The sequence below is a fragment of the Cellulophaga baltica genome (genome assembly GCF_900102165.1).
In the GTDB taxonomy this organism is placed as follows: domain Bacteria; phylum Bacteroidota; class Bacteroidia; order Flavobacteriales; family Flavobacteriaceae; genus Cellulophaga; species Cellulophaga baltica.
The window spans coordinates 1-17,789 of sequence record NZ_FNBD01000004.1; the positions used below are offsets into that span (position 1 = coordinate 1).

Annotated in this window: 16 protein-coding genes and 1 rRNA gene; 5 read left to right on the forward strand and 12 right to left on the reverse strand. The window is 33.9% G+C overall.

The window, feature by feature from the left end:
* Positions 1-91: 91 nt before the first annotated feature.
* Positions 92-203, forward strand: a 5S ribosomal RNA gene (gene rrf / locus BLQ19_RS07765).
* Between the two features lie 518 nt (positions 204-721).
* Here the strand turns inward: rrf and BLQ19_RS07770 are convergent.
* The 9 genes from BLQ19_RS07770 to BLQ19_RS07810 all read right to left on the reverse strand — a co-directional run bounded on the left by BLQ19_RS07770 (position 722) and on the right by BLQ19_RS07810 (position 11,836).
* Positions 722-964, reverse strand: a complete 243-nt coding sequence (locus BLQ19_RS07770) for a DUF6095 family protein (protein WP_024481368.1) — start codon at positions 962-964, stop codon at positions 722-724.
* A gap of 9 nt (positions 965-973) precedes the next feature.
* Positions 974-1,774 (reverse strand): DUF4249 family protein, encoded by an 801-nt coding sequence (locus BLQ19_RS07775; RefSeq protein ID WP_074537967.1) that lies wholly within the window; start codon positions 1,772-1,774, stop codon positions 974-976.
* A gap of 3 nt (positions 1,775-1,777) precedes the next feature.
* Positions 1,778-4,177, reverse strand: coding sequence for a TonB-dependent receptor (locus BLQ19_RS07780; RefSeq protein ID WP_074537968.1), 2,400 nt, complete (start codon positions 4,175-4,177; stop codon positions 1,778-1,780).
* 118 nt (positions 4,178-4,295) lie between these two features.
* Positions 4,296-6,515, reverse strand: coding sequence for an NADP-dependent isocitrate dehydrogenase (locus tag BLQ19_RS07785; RefSeq protein ID WP_074537969.1), 2,220 nt, complete (start codon positions 6,513-6,515; stop codon positions 4,296-4,298).
* Positions 6,516-6,872: 357 nt separating this feature from the next.
* Positions 6,873-7,223 (reverse strand): 50S ribosomal protein L19, encoded by a 351-nt coding sequence (gene rplS, locus BLQ19_RS07790; RefSeq protein ID WP_024481364.1) that lies wholly within the window; start codon positions 7,221-7,223, stop codon positions 6,873-6,875.
* A gap of 188 nt (positions 7,224-7,411) precedes the next feature.
* Positions 7,412-8,086 carry a tRNA (guanosine(37)-N1)-methyltransferase TrmD gene (gene trmD / locus BLQ19_RS07795; RefSeq protein ID WP_024481363.1) on the reverse strand — a complete coding sequence of 225 codons (675 nt, stop codon included), beginning with the start codon at positions 8,084-8,086 and terminating at the stop codon, positions 7,412-7,414.
* Between the two features lie 77 nt (positions 8,087-8,163).
* Positions 8,164-8,790, reverse strand: coding sequence for a hypothetical protein (locus tag BLQ19_RS07800; RefSeq protein ID WP_024481362.1), 627 nt, complete (start codon positions 8,788-8,790; stop codon positions 8,164-8,166).
* Between the two features lie 79 nt (positions 8,791-8,869).
* Positions 8,870-10,318: a glyceraldehyde-3-phosphate dehydrogenase gene (locus tag BLQ19_RS07805; protein ID WP_024481361.1), complete on the reverse strand. Its 1,449-nt coding sequence runs from the start codon at positions 10,316-10,318 to the stop codon at positions 8,870-8,872.
* 123 nt (positions 10,319-10,441) lie between these two features.
* The gene (locus BLQ19_RS07810) at positions 10,442-11,836 is read right to left on the reverse strand and encodes a S1C family serine protease (protein ID WP_025615604.1); all 1,395 of its coding nucleotides are present in this window, start codon (positions 11,834-11,836) and stop codon (positions 10,442-10,444) included.
* 130 nt (positions 11,837-11,966) lie between these two features.
* On the opposite strand from BLQ19_RS07810, the gene dapF reads away from it, so the two are divergent.
* From dapF to BLQ19_RS07830, 4 genes are all read left to right on the forward strand, one after another.
* Complete coding sequence (gene dapF, locus BLQ19_RS07815; RefSeq protein ID WP_074537970.1) at positions 11,967-12,743, forward strand: diaminopimelate epimerase; 777 nt, start codon at positions 11,967-11,969, stop codon at positions 12,741-12,743.
* Positions 12,736-13,260, forward strand: a complete 525-nt coding sequence (locus BLQ19_RS07820) for a GNAT family N-acetyltransferase (RefSeq protein WP_024481358.1) — start codon at positions 12,736-12,738, stop codon at positions 13,258-13,260. Before dapF ends, BLQ19_RS07820 begins: the two co-directional genes overlap by 8 nt.
* On the forward strand, positions 13,260-14,303 hold the full coding sequence (gene mltG, locus BLQ19_RS07825; RefSeq protein WP_074537971.1) for an endolytic transglycosylase MltG: 1,044 nt from the start codon (positions 13,260-13,262) through the stop codon (positions 14,301-14,303). Before BLQ19_RS07820 ends, mltG begins: the two co-directional genes overlap by 1 nt.
* Before the next feature lie 150 nt (positions 14,304-14,453).
* Complete coding sequence (locus BLQ19_RS07830) at positions 14,454-15,089, forward strand: lysozyme family protein (protein WP_074537972.1); 636 nt, start codon at positions 14,454-14,456, stop codon at positions 15,087-15,089.
* A 43-nt stretch (positions 15,090-15,132) separates the two neighbouring features.
* Here BLQ19_RS07830 and BLQ19_RS07835 read toward each other — a convergent pair whose 3' ends face one another.
* Genes BLQ19_RS07835 through dnaA form a run of 3 tightly spaced genes read right to left on the reverse strand, consistent with a single transcriptional unit; the run spans position 15,133 to position 17,750 of the window.
* Complete coding sequence (locus tag BLQ19_RS07835; RefSeq protein ID WP_074537973.1) at positions 15,133-15,849, reverse strand: SAM-dependent methyltransferase; 717 nt, start codon at positions 15,847-15,849, stop codon at positions 15,133-15,135.
* Positions 15,850-15,860: 11 nt separating this feature from the next.
* Complete coding sequence (locus BLQ19_RS07840) at positions 15,861-16,316, reverse strand: low molecular weight protein-tyrosine-phosphatase (protein WP_029449704.1); 456 nt, start codon at positions 16,314-16,316, stop codon at positions 15,861-15,863.
* Between the two features lie 9 nt (positions 16,317-16,325).
* Positions 16,326-17,750, reverse strand: coding sequence for a chromosomal replication initiator protein DnaA (gene dnaA / locus BLQ19_RS07845; protein ID WP_024481353.1), 1,425 nt, complete (start codon positions 17,748-17,750; stop codon positions 16,326-16,328).
* Between the last annotated feature and the right edge of the window lie 39 nt (positions 17,751-17,789).

Below are 17,789 nucleotides of genomic sequence, written 5' to 3' on the forward strand. Positions count from 1 at the left end.
ACTGTGTTTATAGTGCGTGTTTTATACACCATTTTGTCCCTTTAATATGTTAACAATATTAGTTACTATGCATTTGTGTAGTACAACGATTTAAGGTGACCATGGCGATAGGGTCCACCCCTTACCATTCCGAACAGGGAAGTTAAGCCTATCAGCGCCGATGGTACTGCTATACCAAGTGGGAGAGTAGGTCGTCGCCTTTTTTTAATCAAGTCCTCAATAGAAATATTGAGGACTTTTTTTGTTTATATAAGGTTCTTATCCTTGATGATTCTTATTCCTAACAACTGTAGTATCCCAAAACGCATTACTCCTGAGAGTAGATTACCTCAATAGCTGTTTATAACGGTTCTGTGGCTATTAGCTAGTTATTACTCTTTACAAGACTATTGTATGCAAGCTTGTATATCTTAGTTTAATGCCTATTCTTAATATAATAGCTCATACCACAGCAATTCTTTCGGGTATTATATAAAGGATGTATTGGATATTTTCTTAAATATTGATCTAAATACCCAAGTAATTCATTGTCATTTACAATAAGCTAAGCTTTCCCTCTTTGATATATTCCATATTAAACTAGTTCAAGTATTCTTTAAAACTATTTCTGCCATATTAATTAATATGGCTAATCTATTATCTTCCGTAACTTGTCTATATTATACAGAAAAAGCCATTTACACGAATGCAAATGGCTCTTTGTACGATTAGTGATATGATATTATTGTTTCCTATTCTTTTTTTTACCAAATAAACTATCCATAATTGTCTTTATGGCCCAAAAAGCCATAAATAAAGCTCCTAGGCCTACTATAAAGCCTACTACTAGTACAGGTATATACAAATCATGTTGTTGATTTTTAAAGGCCTGATAAATTAGTATGGGTGATGAAAACATCAAAACAACGGTATAACCCAAATACTTAATACCTTTTACTAAAATATCTTTATCTGTATGCATCATAACCAAGGCTTATTCTATAGTAATGTTTTGTGTAAAACTTTCTGAAATGGAGAAGTACCCTAAGGCATAATTATCCTTTGTAGTTATATTAATAACATTTCCGCGAACAGTTCCGGAAGGCGTTTGAAAAGGTCCCTGACTTCCTCCGCTTTGTGCAATAATTTGATTCATATAGTTGTAGAATGTTTCATCTACTCCTAGGATGCTTACCTGAGCAGATTGTCCTGCTTGTAAATCTGAATCGTAAAAATAAGAAAACTCAAATTGTTCTCCTTCATAAAATGTGTCTTCTGAAACCAAAAACTCATTAAAATCAAAATCGAAAAGATAAAAATTTTCCGTAGACGCATCATCTGTGTAAGCTATAATGATCTCTGTTTCATCGTCATCAAATAAAGTTCCTTCTCCTTGAATCAATTTATCAATAGGTGCAGATGGTATAAATGCTGTGGTAGCTTCATATGTCTCATTATTATACACAATACGTAAAGTGATCGATCCATCTTTGAGTGATTCGGAAGAAACTGTCGTTGAATAATTTCCCGTCTCAGACTCTGTTAACGTTTCTTGGATTGTGTTGGTGCTGTTAAAAATTTGAATACTAGTAACAGTTTGTGGTTCAATAGTGCCGAAAAAAGAACTAGTTAAACTCGTTTTAATGCTAATATTGGTTGAAGGATCTGTATCTATTACGCGCACTAGTCCGTCAATTACTAACCTAGATTGCTCTGTAGGAACAGCGATCTCAACCACGTCCTCACAACTTGTGGTTAATAAAGATACTAGTAGGATTGTATATAAATATTTCATGTCTTAAAATTTGAAATTATAGGTAACGGCAGGTACAATACCAAAAATTGAAGTTCTTACGGCTTCATTAGCTCCTGTTTCATTGTTGTTACTGAAATTAATAGATGCGGCATTTTTTCTGTTATAAGCATTGTATATACTGAATACCCATTCGCCTTTAATTTTTCTATCTTTATTTTTTAATGGGGTTAAAGTAGCAGAAATATCTAATCTATTATAAGTAGGAAGCCTTTCCGAATTTCTTAATCCATAGTAAGGAACAGTTAAACCTTGATATTCAAATTGTCCTATAGGATAATTGGTTGGTTGGCCTGTTTGGAATACAAAATTAGCATTGAAATTCCATTTTTCATTAAATTCATAACTCCCAAATAATGAGATGTCATGTGTTTTATCATAAGGTGTATTATACCACGCGCCATTATTGATACCGGTTTCTAACGGACTGATGCCATTTGTTTCTGTTGCGTTCCTGCCTGGGGTGCGTTGTTCTGATTTTGATAAGGTATAAGATAGCCAGCCTTGAAATCTTCCTTCGTTTTTACGGAATAGCACTTCTAAACCGTAAGCTCTTGCTTCTCCATTAAGAATAACTTGTTCAATAGCATTGTTGGCTATTAAATTGGCACCATCTATGTAGTCAATTCTATTTTGTATCTTTTTGTAATACACCTCTGTTTCTAAAGAATAGTCTCCATTTTTAATATTCCGGAAATATCCTAAAGCGTATTGATCTAATAATTGGGGTTTAATGAAAGAGCCACTTGGTGTCCAGACATCTAATGGGGTAGGAGAGCTGGTGTTAGATAGTAGATGTAAATACTGTGCTAATCGAGTATAGCTAGATTTTATGGAATTGTTATCATCCAATCTATAAGACATGGATAATCTAGGTTCTAAATTAGTATAAGTTTTTAGTGATTTTTTTTTGCCTTCGGTGTTTATGCCAATTGGATCTGCTTTTTCGTAGATGAGAAGGTCTGTATTAAAGTTCAACGGGTTATCATTCGCGTAAATGTTTATCTCATCTTGACCTAATCTATTAAAATTACTAAGCCTTAGACCGTACTCTACACTTAATTGATCTGTAATTTCATGCTCAACATCAATATATGCAGCAAATTCATTCGCATATTTTTGAATAAGTTGTTCTTCAATAATACCAGAATCTTCACTACTAGGAACTATTTTTCCAGGGTTAAATTGGTAATAGTTATTATTTAGGCCATAGTTGATCTGAAGATTGTTGTTTAGGTAATGCTTTAAGTCGTATTTTAAATTAAAATTTTGGATTCCAGAATTCCATTCGAAACCAACAAAATCTAATTTCAACCCATAATAATAATCAGAATATATTAAAGATAGATTAGAGAATAATTTATCTGAGAATAGATGATTCCATCTCAAATTACCAACAGCATTCCCGTAGGTATTTACAAAACTATCGTTAATACTGAAAACATCTCTGCCAAAATAACCCGATAAGAAGATATTATTATTGTCATTTAATTTAAAATTTAGTTTTGTGTTTAAATCATAGAAATAGGCTTTATTGTCAATATCAAAGAGAGGTAAAAACAAGTGCGCATAGGAGGATCTTCCTCCAATAAGAAATGCAGCTTTATCTTTAATAATTGGACCTTCTAGTAATAATCGACTGGCAACGATACCTATACCGCCATTAGCCTTAAACTCTTTACTATTTCCTTCCTTCTGAAAAATTTCTAATACAGAAGACACACGTCCGCCATAGCGCGAAGGTATTCCGCCTTTAAAAAGCTTAATATCTTTTATAGCATCGGGATTAAAAACAGAGAAAAACCCGAAAAGGTGAGAGGAGTTAAAAATTGTAGCTTCATCTAAGAGAATAAGATTCTGATCTGCAGAGCCACCTCTAACATTGAAGCCAGATGACCCTTCGCCTGCATTACTTACTCCAGGAAGTAAAACAATAGCTTTAAGAACATCTGATTCTCCGAGTACTACAGGAATTTTTTTAATGGTTTTAACAGCTAGATTATTGACACTCATTTGTGGAGTGCCAAGATCTGTTTTTTCTACATTTTCCACTAAAACTATTTCCTCTAACTGTTCGGCAGCCTCTTCTAGTTGAAGATTTAGCTTTGTGTTCTGTGTTAAGCTTATCGTTTTACTAAGAGTTTTGTATCCCAAATAGCTAATTTCTAACGTGTATTCTCCTTCAGGAAGTGATAAGGAGTAAAAACCATATTCATTTGTTGTGACGCCGGTTGCTAATTGAGGGACGGCAATAGTAACACCAATTAGGGTTTCATTACTTTTTAATTCGCTTATAGTTCCACTTAAGGAGAATTTTTCTTGGGAGAATCCTGAGAAAAAAAATAGTCCCACGAACAAGAACAGTAAATATTTAATACGATTCATTAATTGCAATTTTTAGTAAAAATACTAGAATTGAATCTTTTAACAGCAGGAAAGTATGTTAATAAAAAAAGCCATCTTTAATAATAAAGATGGCTTTTAAATTATGTAACTGATACGATTATAGTGACGCTAAAATGGTGTTGAAGGTTTCACTAGGACGCATTGCTTTAGCAATTAAAGCATCGTCTCCTTTGTAATAACCTTTGATATCTACTTTACGACCTTGTGCGTCACTTAGCTCCTGAATAATTTTAGCTTCGTTAGCTTTCAATGCATCCGATATGGTGGTAAATTCAGCTTTTAATTCAGCATTTTTATCTTGTTTCGCTAATTCTTCAGCCCAATATAAAGTTAGGTAAAAATGACTCCCTCTATTATCTAATTCACCAACTTTTCTTGAAGGAGATTTATCGTTGTCTAAGAATTTTTCGGTAGCAGCATCTAAGGCATCAGCTAAAATTAAAGCTTTGTCATTTTTGTATTTTTCGCTATAGTGCTCTAATGAAACCCCAAGAGCTAAAAATTCTCCTAAAGAATCCCATCTTAAGTGACCTTCTTCTATAAATTGTTCAACGTGCTTTGGGGCAGATCCACCTGCGCCAGTTTCAAACAGGCCACCACCATTCATTAAAGGAACGATAGAAAGCATTTTAGCACTAGTACCTACTTCTAAAATTGGAAATAAATCGGTCAGGTAATCACGCAATACATTTCCAGAAACAGAAATGGTATCTTCTCCCTTTATGATTCTTTCAAGAGTTGCTTGAGTAGCATCTTCAGGAGAAAGAATTTTAAGGTCTAGGCCTGTAGTATCATTATTAGGTAAATAGGTGTTTACTTTTTTAATTAATTCGGCATCGTGAGCGCGCTTTTCATCTAACCAAAAAATTGCGGGTAATTGAGAAGCTCTAGCTCTAGAAACGGCGAGCTTAATCCAATCTTGAATAGGTGCATCTTTAACTTGACACATTCTCCAGATATCACCCTCTTCAACTTTTTGAGAAAGTAAAACTTCCTTAGAGTTTACATCAACAACATTAACAGTACCATTCTCACTCATTTCAAAAGTCTTGTCATGAGAACCGTATTCTTCTGCTTTTTGAGCCATTAAACCAACATTAGGAACTGTTCCCATAGTGGTAGGGTCAAACGCACCATGTTTTTTACAAAAATCAATAGTTACTTGGTAGATGCCTGCATAACTGCTATCAGGAATAATTGCTTTGGTGTCTTGAGCTTTTCCATTCTTATCCCACATTTTACCAGAGTTTCTGATCATTGCAGGCATAGATGCATCTACAATTACGTCACTAGGAACATGTAGATTGGTAATTCCTCTATCAGAATTAACCATTGCTAAGTCAGGACCATTTGAAATAGTAGCTTCAATGGCAGAAAGAATTTCTTTATGTTTATCTTCTGGAAGTGTATTTAATTTGTTTAGAAGACTTTCTAAACCGTTATTAGCACTTACTCCTAATTCTTCAAAAGTAGTTGCATATTTATTAAATACTTCTGAGAAATAAGTTTCTACTACATGACCAAAAATAACAGGGTCAGATACTTTCATCATCGTTGCTTTTAAATGCACAGATAAAAGAACCCCTTTGTCTTTAGCGTCTTTGATTTCTTTTACTAAAAAAGTTATTAAGGCTTTTTTGCTTAGTACTGTTGCATCGATGATTTCGCCCTCTAATAAGGCTAAATTTTCCTTTAAAATAGATTTAGTACCATTGGCTGTTGTAAATTCTATATTTACGTTGGTAGCAGAAGGAATTGTTAATGACTTTTCATTTGCTTTGAAGTCATTTGTTCCCATTGTTGCTACATGAGTTTTAGAATCTGCACTCCAAGCACCCATAGAGTGTGGGTTCTTCTTCGCGTAATTTTTAACAGCTCTTGGAGCTCTACGGTCAGAATTACCTTCTCTTAAAACAGGATTTACGGCACTACCTTTAATTTTATCGTATCTAGATTTTAGTTCTTTTTCTTCATCAGACTTTGGTTCATCTGGATAATTTGGTAAAGCATAGCCTTTCTCCTGCAATTCTGTGATAGCCTCTTTAAGTTGAGGAACAGAGGCACTAATGTTTGGAAGCTTTATGATGTTTGCATCTGGACTTTTGGCAAGTTCTCCTAATTCTTTTAAATCATCGGCAATACGCTGATCTTCTTTAAGAAAGTCAGGGAAAGTAGCAATGATCCTTCCAGCTAAAGAAATATCTTTGGTTTCAATATTTATTCCTGATGTCTTTGTAAATGCTTTAACTATTGGTAAGAAGGACTGAGTCGCCAAAGCTGGAGCTTCGTCAGTCTTAGTATAAATTATTTTTGGCATTATTGCGATTTATTTGAATTAAGCGGTGCAAATATACAATATTCTATAGTTTTACCTTGAGTAGATTTAAGGATAATATGATGTAAAATTTACTAAAATGTTATTTTTTTTTATTACCAAAACGATAAAAGCCATATCAATGCATGTAGCATTTGATATGGCTTTTTTAGAATAGTTTGCAAACCTTTGTTGTCTTGTCTATTTACAAAACGGCAACCATTGATTGCATTTGCTTCCCTATTTATACTATGAATATAAGAGTAATGTTTGAGAATTCCAAATTTATGCTCGCTTTTTAACTTTTGAGCATAAAAAAACCCGCTAAATGCGGGTTCTTCTGTGTATTTAGGTCTTAGATTAAGAACGCACTTCTTTAATTCTTGCTTTCTTACCAGTAAGTCCTCTGAAGTAAAAGATACGAGATCTTCTAACTTTACCTCTTTTATTAACTTCTACTTTCTGTAGAGCTGGCATGTTGATAGGGAAGATACGCTCAACTCCTATTGTTCCAGACATTTTTCTAATTGTAAAGGTTTCTGATGATCCAGAACCTCTTCTTTGTATTACAACACCTCTAAAAAACTGAGTACGTGTCTTTTCACCTTCCTTAATTTCATAATAAACTGTGATAGTATCACCAGCTGAAAATTTTGGAAATTCTTTTTTAGTAACAAATTCGTCTTGAACAAATTTTAATAATGCTTCCATCGTATTGATTTACTGTTTGTTATAAAGCAACATTCACGATTATCGTCAGAGGTTGATTTATTGGATTGCAAAAGTAATAAAATATTAATAAGTGACAATATTTCAATGCTATTTTTTATAAAAAAATAAGCAATTGTCTTTTGAGGGGTATCAGAAGGTTTAATTCGTGTGATTCCAAAATGTAGATGCTATTTTAATAGGTCCGGCCTTAGCTTTTCGGTGCGTTCGTAAGCCTTGTCTTCTCGCCATTTTTCAATTTTAGGAAAGTTACCACTTAAAAGAATTTCTGGTACTTTCATTCCTTTATATTCCGCAGGTCTTGTGTATACAGGTGGAGCTAATAAATCATCTTGAAATGTATCTGTCAATGCAGAAGTTTCATTGCTTAATACTCCTGGAATTAGACGAATAATGGTATCGCATAAAACGGCAGCTCCTAATTCTCCGCCGGACAAGACATAATCGCCAATAGATATTTCTTTAGTTATGAAAGCATCCCGAACTCTTTGGTCGACACCTTTATAATGGCCGCAAAGAATAATGACATTTTCTAGGAGCGACATGCTGTTGGCTATTTTCTGATTCAGTGTGGCGCCATCTGGGGTCATATAGATGACTTCATCATAATCTCGCTGCTCTTTTAAAGCGGAAATACACTTGTCTATCGGTTCAATCATCATGACCATACCCGCGCCACCTCCAAATTGATAATCATCAATTTGATTGTAACTCAAATTAGTATAATCGCGGAGATTATGCATATGTACTTCAACAATACCTTTTTCAATAGCTCTTTTTAAGATACTTGCTTCAAAAGGACTCTTGAGTAATTCAGGTAAGACTGTTATGATATCAATACGCATGTTGTTCTAACTTTAACAGGCAAATGTACTATTAACTAATTGTATTTTAGAAATTCAAGTAAAAATAAAAAGGCTAATTATTTAGCCTTTTTATTTTTGTTAATCTCATCTTGATATTGTCTGCTAATTTTTTGCTCTCTCTCTAAAGCTCTTCGTCTGTGCTCTTCGTATTCTACTTCAAGCTCTGATAAGTTGGTTTTAGCTTCTTGGGTAAGAATATTGCTATTTCTAAACTTGTAAATAAAAAATAACAGAAATAATAGAAGCGCAGCAATTAAAGTCCATAAAATAACATTATAGGTAGCCTTAGCAATTAAGATTCCGAAAATAGACATACTATCTTTTTCCTCAGTAACAGAGGCAAGGTTGTTTGTTGTTTCAGATAACTTCTCATTTAAAGACTTAATATCTTTCTCTTGATCTACAATAACTTTATTTAACTCTGTAGTTCTCTTATTAATTAAGTTAAGAGTGTCAATAACATTTTGCTTAAGCTTTTCTAAGCTTGTAATTTTAACTACTTCGTAATACACACCATCTGCTCTGTAATTTCCAGATTTTTTAGCCAAGTAATCAAACTGCCCATGTATGGATCCTGTTTCTAATGAGGCATCATCCTCATTATCATCTTGAGTTTCTTGTGCAAAGTGGAAATTAACCGATAACAGCGCTAGAGTTACAAGTATTAATCTAATTTTTTTCATCTAGTAAGTGTTCTTAATAATTATTTAATGATTTAGAGAAGCGCTAAATTACTTCAATAATATTAGAAAGGAAAAAAAATTAGTAATAAGTGAAGCGTCTAACTTTAGAAATATACTTTGCAAGTCTAATAACTTGGTGTGAATACCCGTATTCATTGTCATACCAGACATATAAAACTATATTTTTTCCGTCTTCAGAAACAAGTGTTGCCTTGCTGTCATAGATTGATGGGGCAGAAGTACCTACAATATCAGAAGAAACCAATTCATTATTGAAAGAATATTTAATTTGTTCTACCAAATCTCCTTCTAATGCATACTTTTTCATCATGGTATTTATTGCTTCCTTTGAGGTTTTGGCATCTACCTCTAAATTTAATATCGCCAAAGAACCATTAGGAACAGGAACACGAATAGCATTAGAGGTTAATTTGCCAACTAAACTTGGCAATGCTTTGGTAACCGCTTTACCAGCTCCAGTTTCTGTAATCACCATATTTAATGTAGCTGCTCTACCGCGACGGTACTTACTGTGCATATTATCTACTAAATTTTGATCATTAGTAAATGCATGTATTGTTTCTATATGCCCCTTTACAACACCTAAAGAATCTTCAATCACTTTTAAAACGGGAGTAATTGCATTGGTTGTGCAGGATGCTGCTGAAAATATTTTATTGTTTTTAGGATCAAAATCTTTATGATTTACGCCATGAACAATATTAGGAATACCTTGTCCTGGGGCCGTTAATAAAACTTTAGCAGCTCCTTTTGCTTTTAAATGTCTAGATAATGCCGCTTTGTCTCTGAAAGCACCGGTATTGTCAATAACCAAAGCGTTTGTTATGCCATAAGCAGAATAATCAATGTCTTCAGGTTTATCTGCATTAATAATGTGTACTGTAGTACCATTTATAATCAAAGCACTATTTTCAACATCTATATCTACTGTGCCATTGAATTCACCATGAATTGAATCAATACGCAATAAACTTGCTCTTTTTTCTAATACTTCCTTATTTACAGTTCCTCTGATGACGATAGCTCGCAAACGCATTTGATTGCCTTTTCCTGTTTTAGCCATCAATTCTCTAGCGACAAGACGGCCAATTCTACCAAAACCATAGAGAACAACATCTTTAGGCTTTATTGCCTCAGCAACTTCCGCATCTTTAAGTTTATTAAAAACAAATGCTTTGACTTGCTCTTCATTTTCATTTTCAGCATGATATTCATAGGTTAGCTTACCAATATCTAATTTAGATGGAGGTAATTTCATATCATTAATTGCTCTTAATATTTCTACAGAATCAAATATGGAAATTGGTTTTTGAACAAACTCACAAGCATATTGATGAAGGTTAATGATGTCGCTAACGTTTTTGTCAATTACTTGATTTTTAAATAAAACTACTTCAATTGATTTATCATACCATAGGTCGCTTACAATTTTGATAAACTCTGTAGTAGCCTTGCGCCTATCTGCTTGAAAAGCAAGTTCTTTTTCGTAAGATTTAATTTTATCCATCAGTTATTTTTAAGTTGAGTTGTTAAAAATTTCTGCAAAAATAGAAAATTCAAACGTTTTCGTAACATTTTGTTGGAATAAAAAAAGCTCCACTAGGGAGCTTTTTGACGAGGGATATGCGTTTTACTGGAGAATGATGCGTTCTTTTTCTCCTTTTTTGTTGAGCATTGTTATGCTTGTACTGCGGTATTTGGTGATTCTACCGAATAACACTTTCGCATCATTAATATCGTTTATTTCTTCATCGCCAACAGCAAGAAGAACTTTACCATCTAGGCCATAACCTTCATAGCGTTCCGAAACTCCCACAATTTTAACACCTTTTTTAGTTCTAAAGTCTTTACGGTCTTTTTCATTTAGATTTTTAACCTCTAAATCCATTATGGGTAAGATAATTGTCTGGCGTTCTTTTAATAACACAGGCAGTGTCATTAATTCTCCATCTCTTTCTATAGTAACTTGTACTTCATCTCCTGGTCTTTTGGTGGCAAGATATCCATTAAGCTGTGGGAAGTTTTTAATCTTCACTTCATCTATTTGTTTAATAATATCGCCTCTTTCAAGGTTTGCATCAGCAGCACCAGAGTCTTCTTCTACGCCATCAATAAAAATACCACTCAATTCATTTAAGCCTTTTTCTACGGCATAGGGTGTATTTAAAGAGGGTGTTTTTATTCCTAAAATTCCTTTCTGAACATTTCCATATTCTAAAATATCATCAATGACCTTTTTGGCGATATTGCTAGGTACAGCAAAAGAATACCCTACATAGGACCCAGTTTGTGAGCTTATGGCTGTATTAATTCCAATTAGATCTCCATTGGTATTTACTAAAGCGCCACCACTGTTTCCTGGATTAACAGCGGCATCTGTCTGAAGAAAAGATTGGTTGCTTCCGCCTAGTGACCTTGCTTTAGCACTTACAATTCCTGCGGTCACTGTAGAAGTTAGGTTAAATGGGTTGCCAACGGCTAATACCCATTCTCCAATTTTTGCATTATCAGAATCGCCAAATGCCAAATAAGGCATTTTATGATCTGCATCAACCTTAATTAAAGCAATATCAGAATTTGGATCTGTTCCTATTAATTCTGCTTGATAGGTCGTATTATCATTTAAAGTTACTTGTAGTTGTGAAGCACCATCAATAACATGGTTGTTGGTAACAATGTAGCCGTCTGGGGAAATAATTACACCAGAACCAGCTCCTCTTACCTGCGGTCTAGAGTCTGATTCGTACCCATATAAAAATTCCATTATATTTTTAGGACCACTATTAATTGCTACATTTTTAACGTGCACAACCGCATTAACGGTCCTTTCTGCTGCAGAGGTGAAATCAACCTCATTAATACCAGCACCTCGAGCGCTTGTTGGAGTGTAGCTAGCAGTGGTGTAAGGAGTAGCTCCTGAATCTGTGAAAATATAGGAGTTTTGTTCAAAAAAAAGTTTGTATGCTCCTAAGGTAATAGCTCCTGCAAATACAGAAACCAATAATAAATTCGCAATATTCTTCATAATCAATTTACATTTTAACTTTTGTACTTCAAAATTAACAGTTTTGAGGACACTATTTTTCTGTTTAACGTTGTTTTAACTGCTAAAATTCCCTTAATAAAATGCTACCTTTGTACTATAAACGCAAAAGATGAAGCTTACATTTTATAAATTTCAAGGTACGGGAAATGATTTTGTAATGGTGGATAACCGACAAAATATATTTGATAAAGAAAATACTGAACGTATTGCTTTCTTATGTGACCGAAGATTTGGCATAGGCGCGGATGGTCTTATATTATTAGAAAATGAGAAGGACTTAGATTTTAAAATGGTATATTTTAATTCTGATGGAAATGAAAGTACCATGTGTGGTAATGGTGGTCGGTGTTTGGTGGCTTTTGCTAAGCACTTAGGTATAATTAAAGATTCGGCGTCATTTAATGCTATAGACGGTTTGCATAAAGCATCTATTAAGGAAGGTTTAGTTAGTCTGCAAATGAAAGACGTGGAAGAAATTAAAGAGAAGCCTAATGCTGTGTTTTTAGATACAGGATCTCCTCATCATGTACAGATGGTTACAGGTTTAGAAGATTATCAAGTAAAGAAAGAAGGAGCTCGCTTGCGGTATGGCGTATATGGAGAGAAGGGCAGTAATATCAATTTTGTAGAACAGATAGATGCGACTAGTTTTTCTATAAGAACGTATGAAAGAGGTGTGGAGGATGAAACCTTGTCTTGTGGTACGGGTGTTACCGCAGCTGCAATAGCAATGCATAAAACAGGAAAAACAACCAATAGCGAAGTATTTATCAAAGCTTTAGGTGGAGATTTAAATATTAAGTTTGAGGTAAATAATAAGGTATATTCTAATGTGTTTTTAACCGGACCCGCAAAATTTGTATTCAAAGGAGAGATAGATGTATAGTCTAAAAGGAGAAAAAGTTTATTTAAGAGCGCTAGAACCGTCAGATCTAGATTTTTTATATCAATTAGAAAATTCTACAGAGGTTTGGGAAGTAAGTGGTACAACTGCACCATACTCCAAACAGGTTTTAGAGATGTATCTTGATAATGTGCATAGAGACATTTATGAAGTTAAGCAACTGCGCTTATGTATTTGCGCCCTAGATGGTACTGTAGTTGGGTTAATTGATTTATTTGATTTTGATCCTAAAAATAGAAAAGCGGGAATAGGTGTTGTTATTGCATCAAAAGATCATCGTAATAATGGTTTTGGGTCAGAAGCTTTAGAATTAGTTTGTGGGTATTCTCGAGTAACCTTAGAAATGCATCAGGTTTATTGCAATATTTTAGAAGATAATCAACCAAGTATTCATTTATTTGAAAAATTAGGTTTTGAAAAAATAGGAGTAAAAAAAGATTGGATTTTATCCGAAGGAACATATAAAAACGAAATTCTTTATCAAAAAATATTTAATTAATGTACTTAAAAAAAATAGTTCTTGCCGTTTTAGTAATAGGATTGATGGTCTGTGGTGTATTTGCTTATAAAGTGTATGGTGCATTTTTCACACCTAATACTGCTTTTAACAATGACGAAGCTTTTGTTTATATTCCTTCCGATGCAAATTTTGCGGTGGTGGAAGAGACTTTAGCGCCTTTATTAGAAGATGTTGATTCTTTTAAATCTGCAGCTCAGAAAAAGGGGTATGCTTCTTATGTAAAAGGAGGTAAGTATGCGATTAAAAAGGGTATGAATAATAATGAAATTATTAATACGCTAAGAAGTCAGAATTTACCTGTGAAAGTAGCTTTTAACAATCAGGAAACGATTGAAGATTTAGCTGGTAGGGTAGCTACTCAGATAGAAGCCGATAGTTTGTCTTTATTAAATGCCTTCAATGATACAGATTTTTTGAAAGAAAATGGTTTTAATGAGCAGACTAAGCTGGTGATGTATGTTCCTAATAGTTATGAGTTTTTCTGGAATACTTCTGCAGAAAAATTTAGAGACAAAATGTTGACGGAATATAAAAGATTTTGGAATGATGCTAGAATGGAGAAAGCCAAAGCCTTACATTTAACTCCGATAGAAGTGTCTACTTTGGCTTCTGTAGTACACAAAGAGACTGCAAAAGTAGATGAGAGGCCTAGAGTAGCCGGAGTTTATTTAAATAGATTGCGTGATGGTATACTATTACAGGCAGATCCAACGGTTATCTATGCCTTGAAATTACACACGGGAGATTTTAATCAAATTATTAAGAGAGTATTGTACCGTGATTTAGAATTGGATTCTCCTTACAATACTTATAAATATGCAGGTTTACCTCCTGGGCCAATTGCCATGCCAGATATTACGGCAATAGATGCTGTCTTAAGCCCAGAGAAGCATAGTTATTACTATTTTGTGGCAAATGTCGAAAATTTTGGATATCACAAGTTCGCAAAAACGCTTGCGCAACATAACCAGAATAAAGAGCAGTACGTCCGATGGATTAATAGCAAAAACATAAACAGGTAGGTTAAACGTCTGATTTTAACGTCACTTTATCTAAATGAGGCAATTTTTATGATTTCTACAACAATAAAATCTTCTGTATAGCGGTACATTTGCCCCGCGAATTTAAGCAGGCTACTTTTTTGTTGCTTTAAGTCTTAAGAAAACAATTGTATGAGAAAGTGGATAAGCATTAGTTGTCCCCTTATTATGACTTTTATTTTAGTCAGTTTTGGATTCAAAAATAAACCAGTATTGGTTCCGGACAGCCTTAAAGTAAATACACCTACGTTAGTTTCGTTTCCCCAAGATGAAACTTTTAATGCAAAATTTTTATTAACACCTCCATACATAGGTAGCTCTTATGTTGGTTTTAAAGAAGCATTAGCTTTTAAAGAATCAAGAGGTAGATACGGAGTTATTAATTCCTTAGGATATTTAGGTAAATATCAGTTTGGAGCAAGTACTCTCGAGTTGGTCGGTATTTATAATGTCGACTTGTTTTTATCAAATCCAGAGCTTCAAGAAAAAGCTTTTATGACCAATATTGCTCGTAATAAATGGATTTTGAGAAGAGATATCGAGCGATTTTCGGGAATTAAAATTGGAAATTCTCAAGTTACAGAGTCTGGTATTATAGCAGCAGCTCATTTGGCAGGGCCTGGTAACGTAAAAAAGTATTTACGTTCGTATGGTGCCTATGATGTTTTTGATGATTATGGAACGAATATAGCTCGTTACATAAAATTGTTCTCAGGGTATGACATTTCAAATGTGGAGCCCAAGAGAAATGCTAGGATTTTAAAATAATAAATTAAAAAAAGCCCTTGTGAATCTTCACAAGGGCTTTTTTTTATGCTTGAATAATAAATATGGTAGGTCTTTTGTGAAGATCTATATTTTCTGTGGTCCATTGCTTTGCTGTTTTAGTTGCAATGAACTCTGTGGGCAAGGTGATGTCACAGGCAACGCAGATTTTAGTAAAAGGATGTACTGTTTTTATGAGTTCCGCTAATAATTTATCATTCCGGTAGGGAGTTTCAATAAATACTTGAGACTGATCTGCGTCTTTAGATAGTTTTTCTAAGCGTTTTATGGCGCTTCTGCGTTCGCTGTTATCAATAGGAAGGTATCCGTTAAAAGCAAAATTCTGACCGTTAAATCCGCTAGCCATTAAGGCTAGGAGGATAGAAGATGGACCGACTAATGGAACAACGCGTATGTTTTTCTCATGAGCAATACTTACCACATCTGCTCCAGGGTCTGCAATACCAGGGCAGCCTGCTTCAGAGATTACGCCTACATCATGACCTTCTAGGCACGGTTGTAAAAAAGTAGGAATCATTTCTGGTTCCGTAAATTTATTGAGCGATTCAAGGATGAGATCTCCCTGAGATTTTTTAGAACTAATTTTTTTTATGAACCTACGAGCTGTTTTTTCGTTCTCAACAATATAGTAATTGATGTTTTCTATGGCTTGCTTAACAGAAAGCGGTAAAACTTCCAGTGGTTCATTTTCACCTAATGTAGTTGGGATTAAGTATAACTTACCAAATGTAGTAGTGTCCATAGAGAGGCGGTTTATGTTGTTGTTAATTTCTCAGCAATAACCGTGCAAGCACTATCTATTAACTGAAAAACATGTTCGAAGCCATTATCATCCCAATAAGGGTCTGGAACTTCGTTGATATCAATGTCAAGCTCATTTAGAAGTAATTTTACTTTTGATTTTTCATCTTGACTGCTGGCTAAAGCAATGATATTTTGGTAATTTTTAGAATCCATCACATAGATGTAGTCAAAAGTAGCGAAATCTTCTTTTTTAAATTGTCTACATTTTTGATGGGCAATAGCTATTTGGTGTTTTTTAGCAACGGCTATGGATCGTATATCAGGAGGATTACCTATATGATAATTTCCAGTACCTGCAGAGTCAACAAAAAATGAAGTGGTATCTAGTTTGTTTTGTAAAATACCTTCGGCTAACGGAGACCTACAGATATTTCCGAGGCAAACCATTAGTATCTTCGTTTTCATAAATTGTAATTAAGAAAATTTCTTCGTAAGATCGTCTATGTATTTGCGAAATTGTTTATCAGTTTCAGCAAGGTTATCTACGGTTTTACAAGCATGTAAAACTGTAGCATGATCTCTTTTTCCTATTTGTGAACCAATACTTGCTAAAGAAGCTTTCGTGAATTTTTTAGCAAAGAACATCGCTAATTGTCTTGCTTGTACAATATGACGTTTTCTAGTCTTAGATTGTAATGTAGCTACATCCATTTCAAAATAATCAGAAACTACTTTCTGGATGTAATCTATAGAAACTTCACGTTTTGTGTTTTTAACAAATTTCTCTACAACCTGTTGTGCAAGATCTAAGGTAACCTCTTTTTTATTAAACGAAGATTGTGCAATCAATGATATAATAGCACCTTCGAGCTCACGAATGTTTGTTTTGATGTGTTTTGCAACGTAATCGATAATATCATCAGGCATTTCAACACCATCACGATACAATTTATTTTTTAAGATAGAAATTCTAGTCTCGTAATCAGGGTTCTGCAGTTCAGCAGATAATCCCCATTTAAATCTGGATAATAAACGCTGCTCTATGTCTTGCATATCAACAGGAGCCTTATCTGATGTTAAGATAACCTGTTTTCCATTTTGATGTAAATGGTTAAATATATGGAAGAAAACATCTTGTGTTCCAGATTTACCAGATAAGAATTGTACGTCATCAATAATTAATACATCTATCAATTGGTAGAAATGTATAAAATCATTCCGAGTATTTTTCTTTACAGATTCTATATACTGTTGTGTAAATTTCTCTGCAGAAATATATAAAACAGTACGCTCTGGGTATTTATCTTTTATTTCAACACCAATAGCATGTGCTAAGTGTGTTTTTCCCAAACCTACACCACCAAATATTAATAGTGGATTAAAAGAAGTTCCTCCTGGTTTATTTGCAACGGCCATACCGGCAGAACGCGCTAAACGGTTAGAGTCTCCTTCTAAAAAGTTTTCGAAATTATAATTTGGGTTAAGTTGTGATTCTATCTTGATATTTCTAATCCCAGGAATTACAAATGGATTTTTTAATTGTGGGTTTTTAGATTTGATAGCAACGTCTAATTCTTGTGCAGGAACGGTACTTCTGTTTGAGCTAGGAATTTTTTCGGTAAATGGTTCCCTATTACCGTAAGTGTTTTCCATTTTTATAATGTAAACTAATTTTGCACTTTCACCAAGTTCTTTGGTTAGGGATACTTTTAAAAGTTTTACATAATGCTCCTCGAGCCATTCGTAGAAAAATTTACTTGGTACTTGAATACTAAGCGCTTTATCCGTTAACTTGACAGGCTTAATGGGTTCAAACCATGTTTTGAATGCCTGCGGTTGAATGTTGTCCTTGATAAAGTCCAAACAATTGTTCCATACGGAAATAGCAGTAACACTCATTTTTTAAATTAATCTTAAATATTGGTTAGTAATAAAATA

Excerpts from the sequence above, each read along its gene's own strand:
- BLQ19_RS07770 (WP_024481368.1), bottom strand. The coding sequence starts at position 964 with ATGATGCATACAGATAAAGATATTTTAGTAAAAGGTATTAAGTATTTG.
- BLQ19_RS07775 (WP_074537967.1), bottom strand. The coding sequence starts at position 1,774 with ATGAAATATTTATATACAATCCTACTAGTATCTTTATTAACCACAAGT.
- BLQ19_RS07780 (WP_074537968.1), bottom strand. The coding sequence starts at position 4,177 with ATGAATCGTATTAAATATTTACTGTTCTTGTTCGTGGGACTATTTTTT.
- BLQ19_RS07785 (WP_074537969.1), bottom strand. The coding sequence starts at position 6,515 with ATGCCAAAAATAATTTATACTAAGACTGACGAAGCTCCAGCTTTGGCG.
- rplS (WP_024481364.1), bottom strand. The coding sequence starts at position 7,223 with ATGGAAGCATTATTAAAATTTGTTCAAGACGAATTTGTTACTAAAAAA.
- trmD (WP_024481363.1), bottom strand. The coding sequence starts at position 8,086 with ATGCGTATTGATATCATAACAGTCTTACCTGAATTACTCAAGAGTCCT.
- BLQ19_RS07800 (WP_024481362.1), bottom strand. The coding sequence starts at position 8,790 with ATGAAAAAAATTAGATTAATACTTGTAACTCTAGCGCTGTTATCGGTT.
- BLQ19_RS07805 (WP_024481361.1), bottom strand. The coding sequence starts at position 10,318 with ATGGATAAAATTAAATCTTACGAAAAAGAACTTGCTTTTCAAGCAGAT.
- BLQ19_RS07810 (WP_025615604.1), bottom strand. The coding sequence starts at position 11,836 with ATGAAGAATATTGCGAATTTATTATTGGTTTCTGTATTTGCAGGAGCT.
- dapF (WP_074537970.1), top strand. The coding sequence starts at position 11,967 with ATGAAGCTTACATTTTATAAATTTCAAGGTACGGGAAATGATTTTGTA.
- BLQ19_RS07820 (WP_024481358.1), top strand. The coding sequence starts at position 12,736 with ATGTATAGTCTAAAAGGAGAAAAAGTTTATTTAAGAGCGCTAGAACCG.
- mltG (WP_074537971.1), top strand. The coding sequence starts at position 13,260 with ATGTACTTAAAAAAAATAGTTCTTGCCGTTTTAGTAATAGGATTGATG.
- BLQ19_RS07830 (WP_074537972.1), top strand. The coding sequence starts at position 14,454 with ATGAGAAAGTGGATAAGCATTAGTTGTCCCCTTATTATGACTTTTATT.
- BLQ19_RS07835 (WP_074537973.1), bottom strand. The coding sequence starts at position 15,849 with ATGGACACTACTACATTTGGTAAGTTATACTTAATCCCAACTACATTA.
- BLQ19_RS07840 (WP_029449704.1), bottom strand. The coding sequence starts at position 16,316 with ATGAAAACGAAGATACTAATGGTTTGCCTCGGAAATATCTGTAGGTCT.
- dnaA (WP_024481353.1), bottom strand. The coding sequence starts at position 17,750 with ATGAGTGTTACTGCTATTTCCGTATGGAACAATTGTTTGGACTTTATC.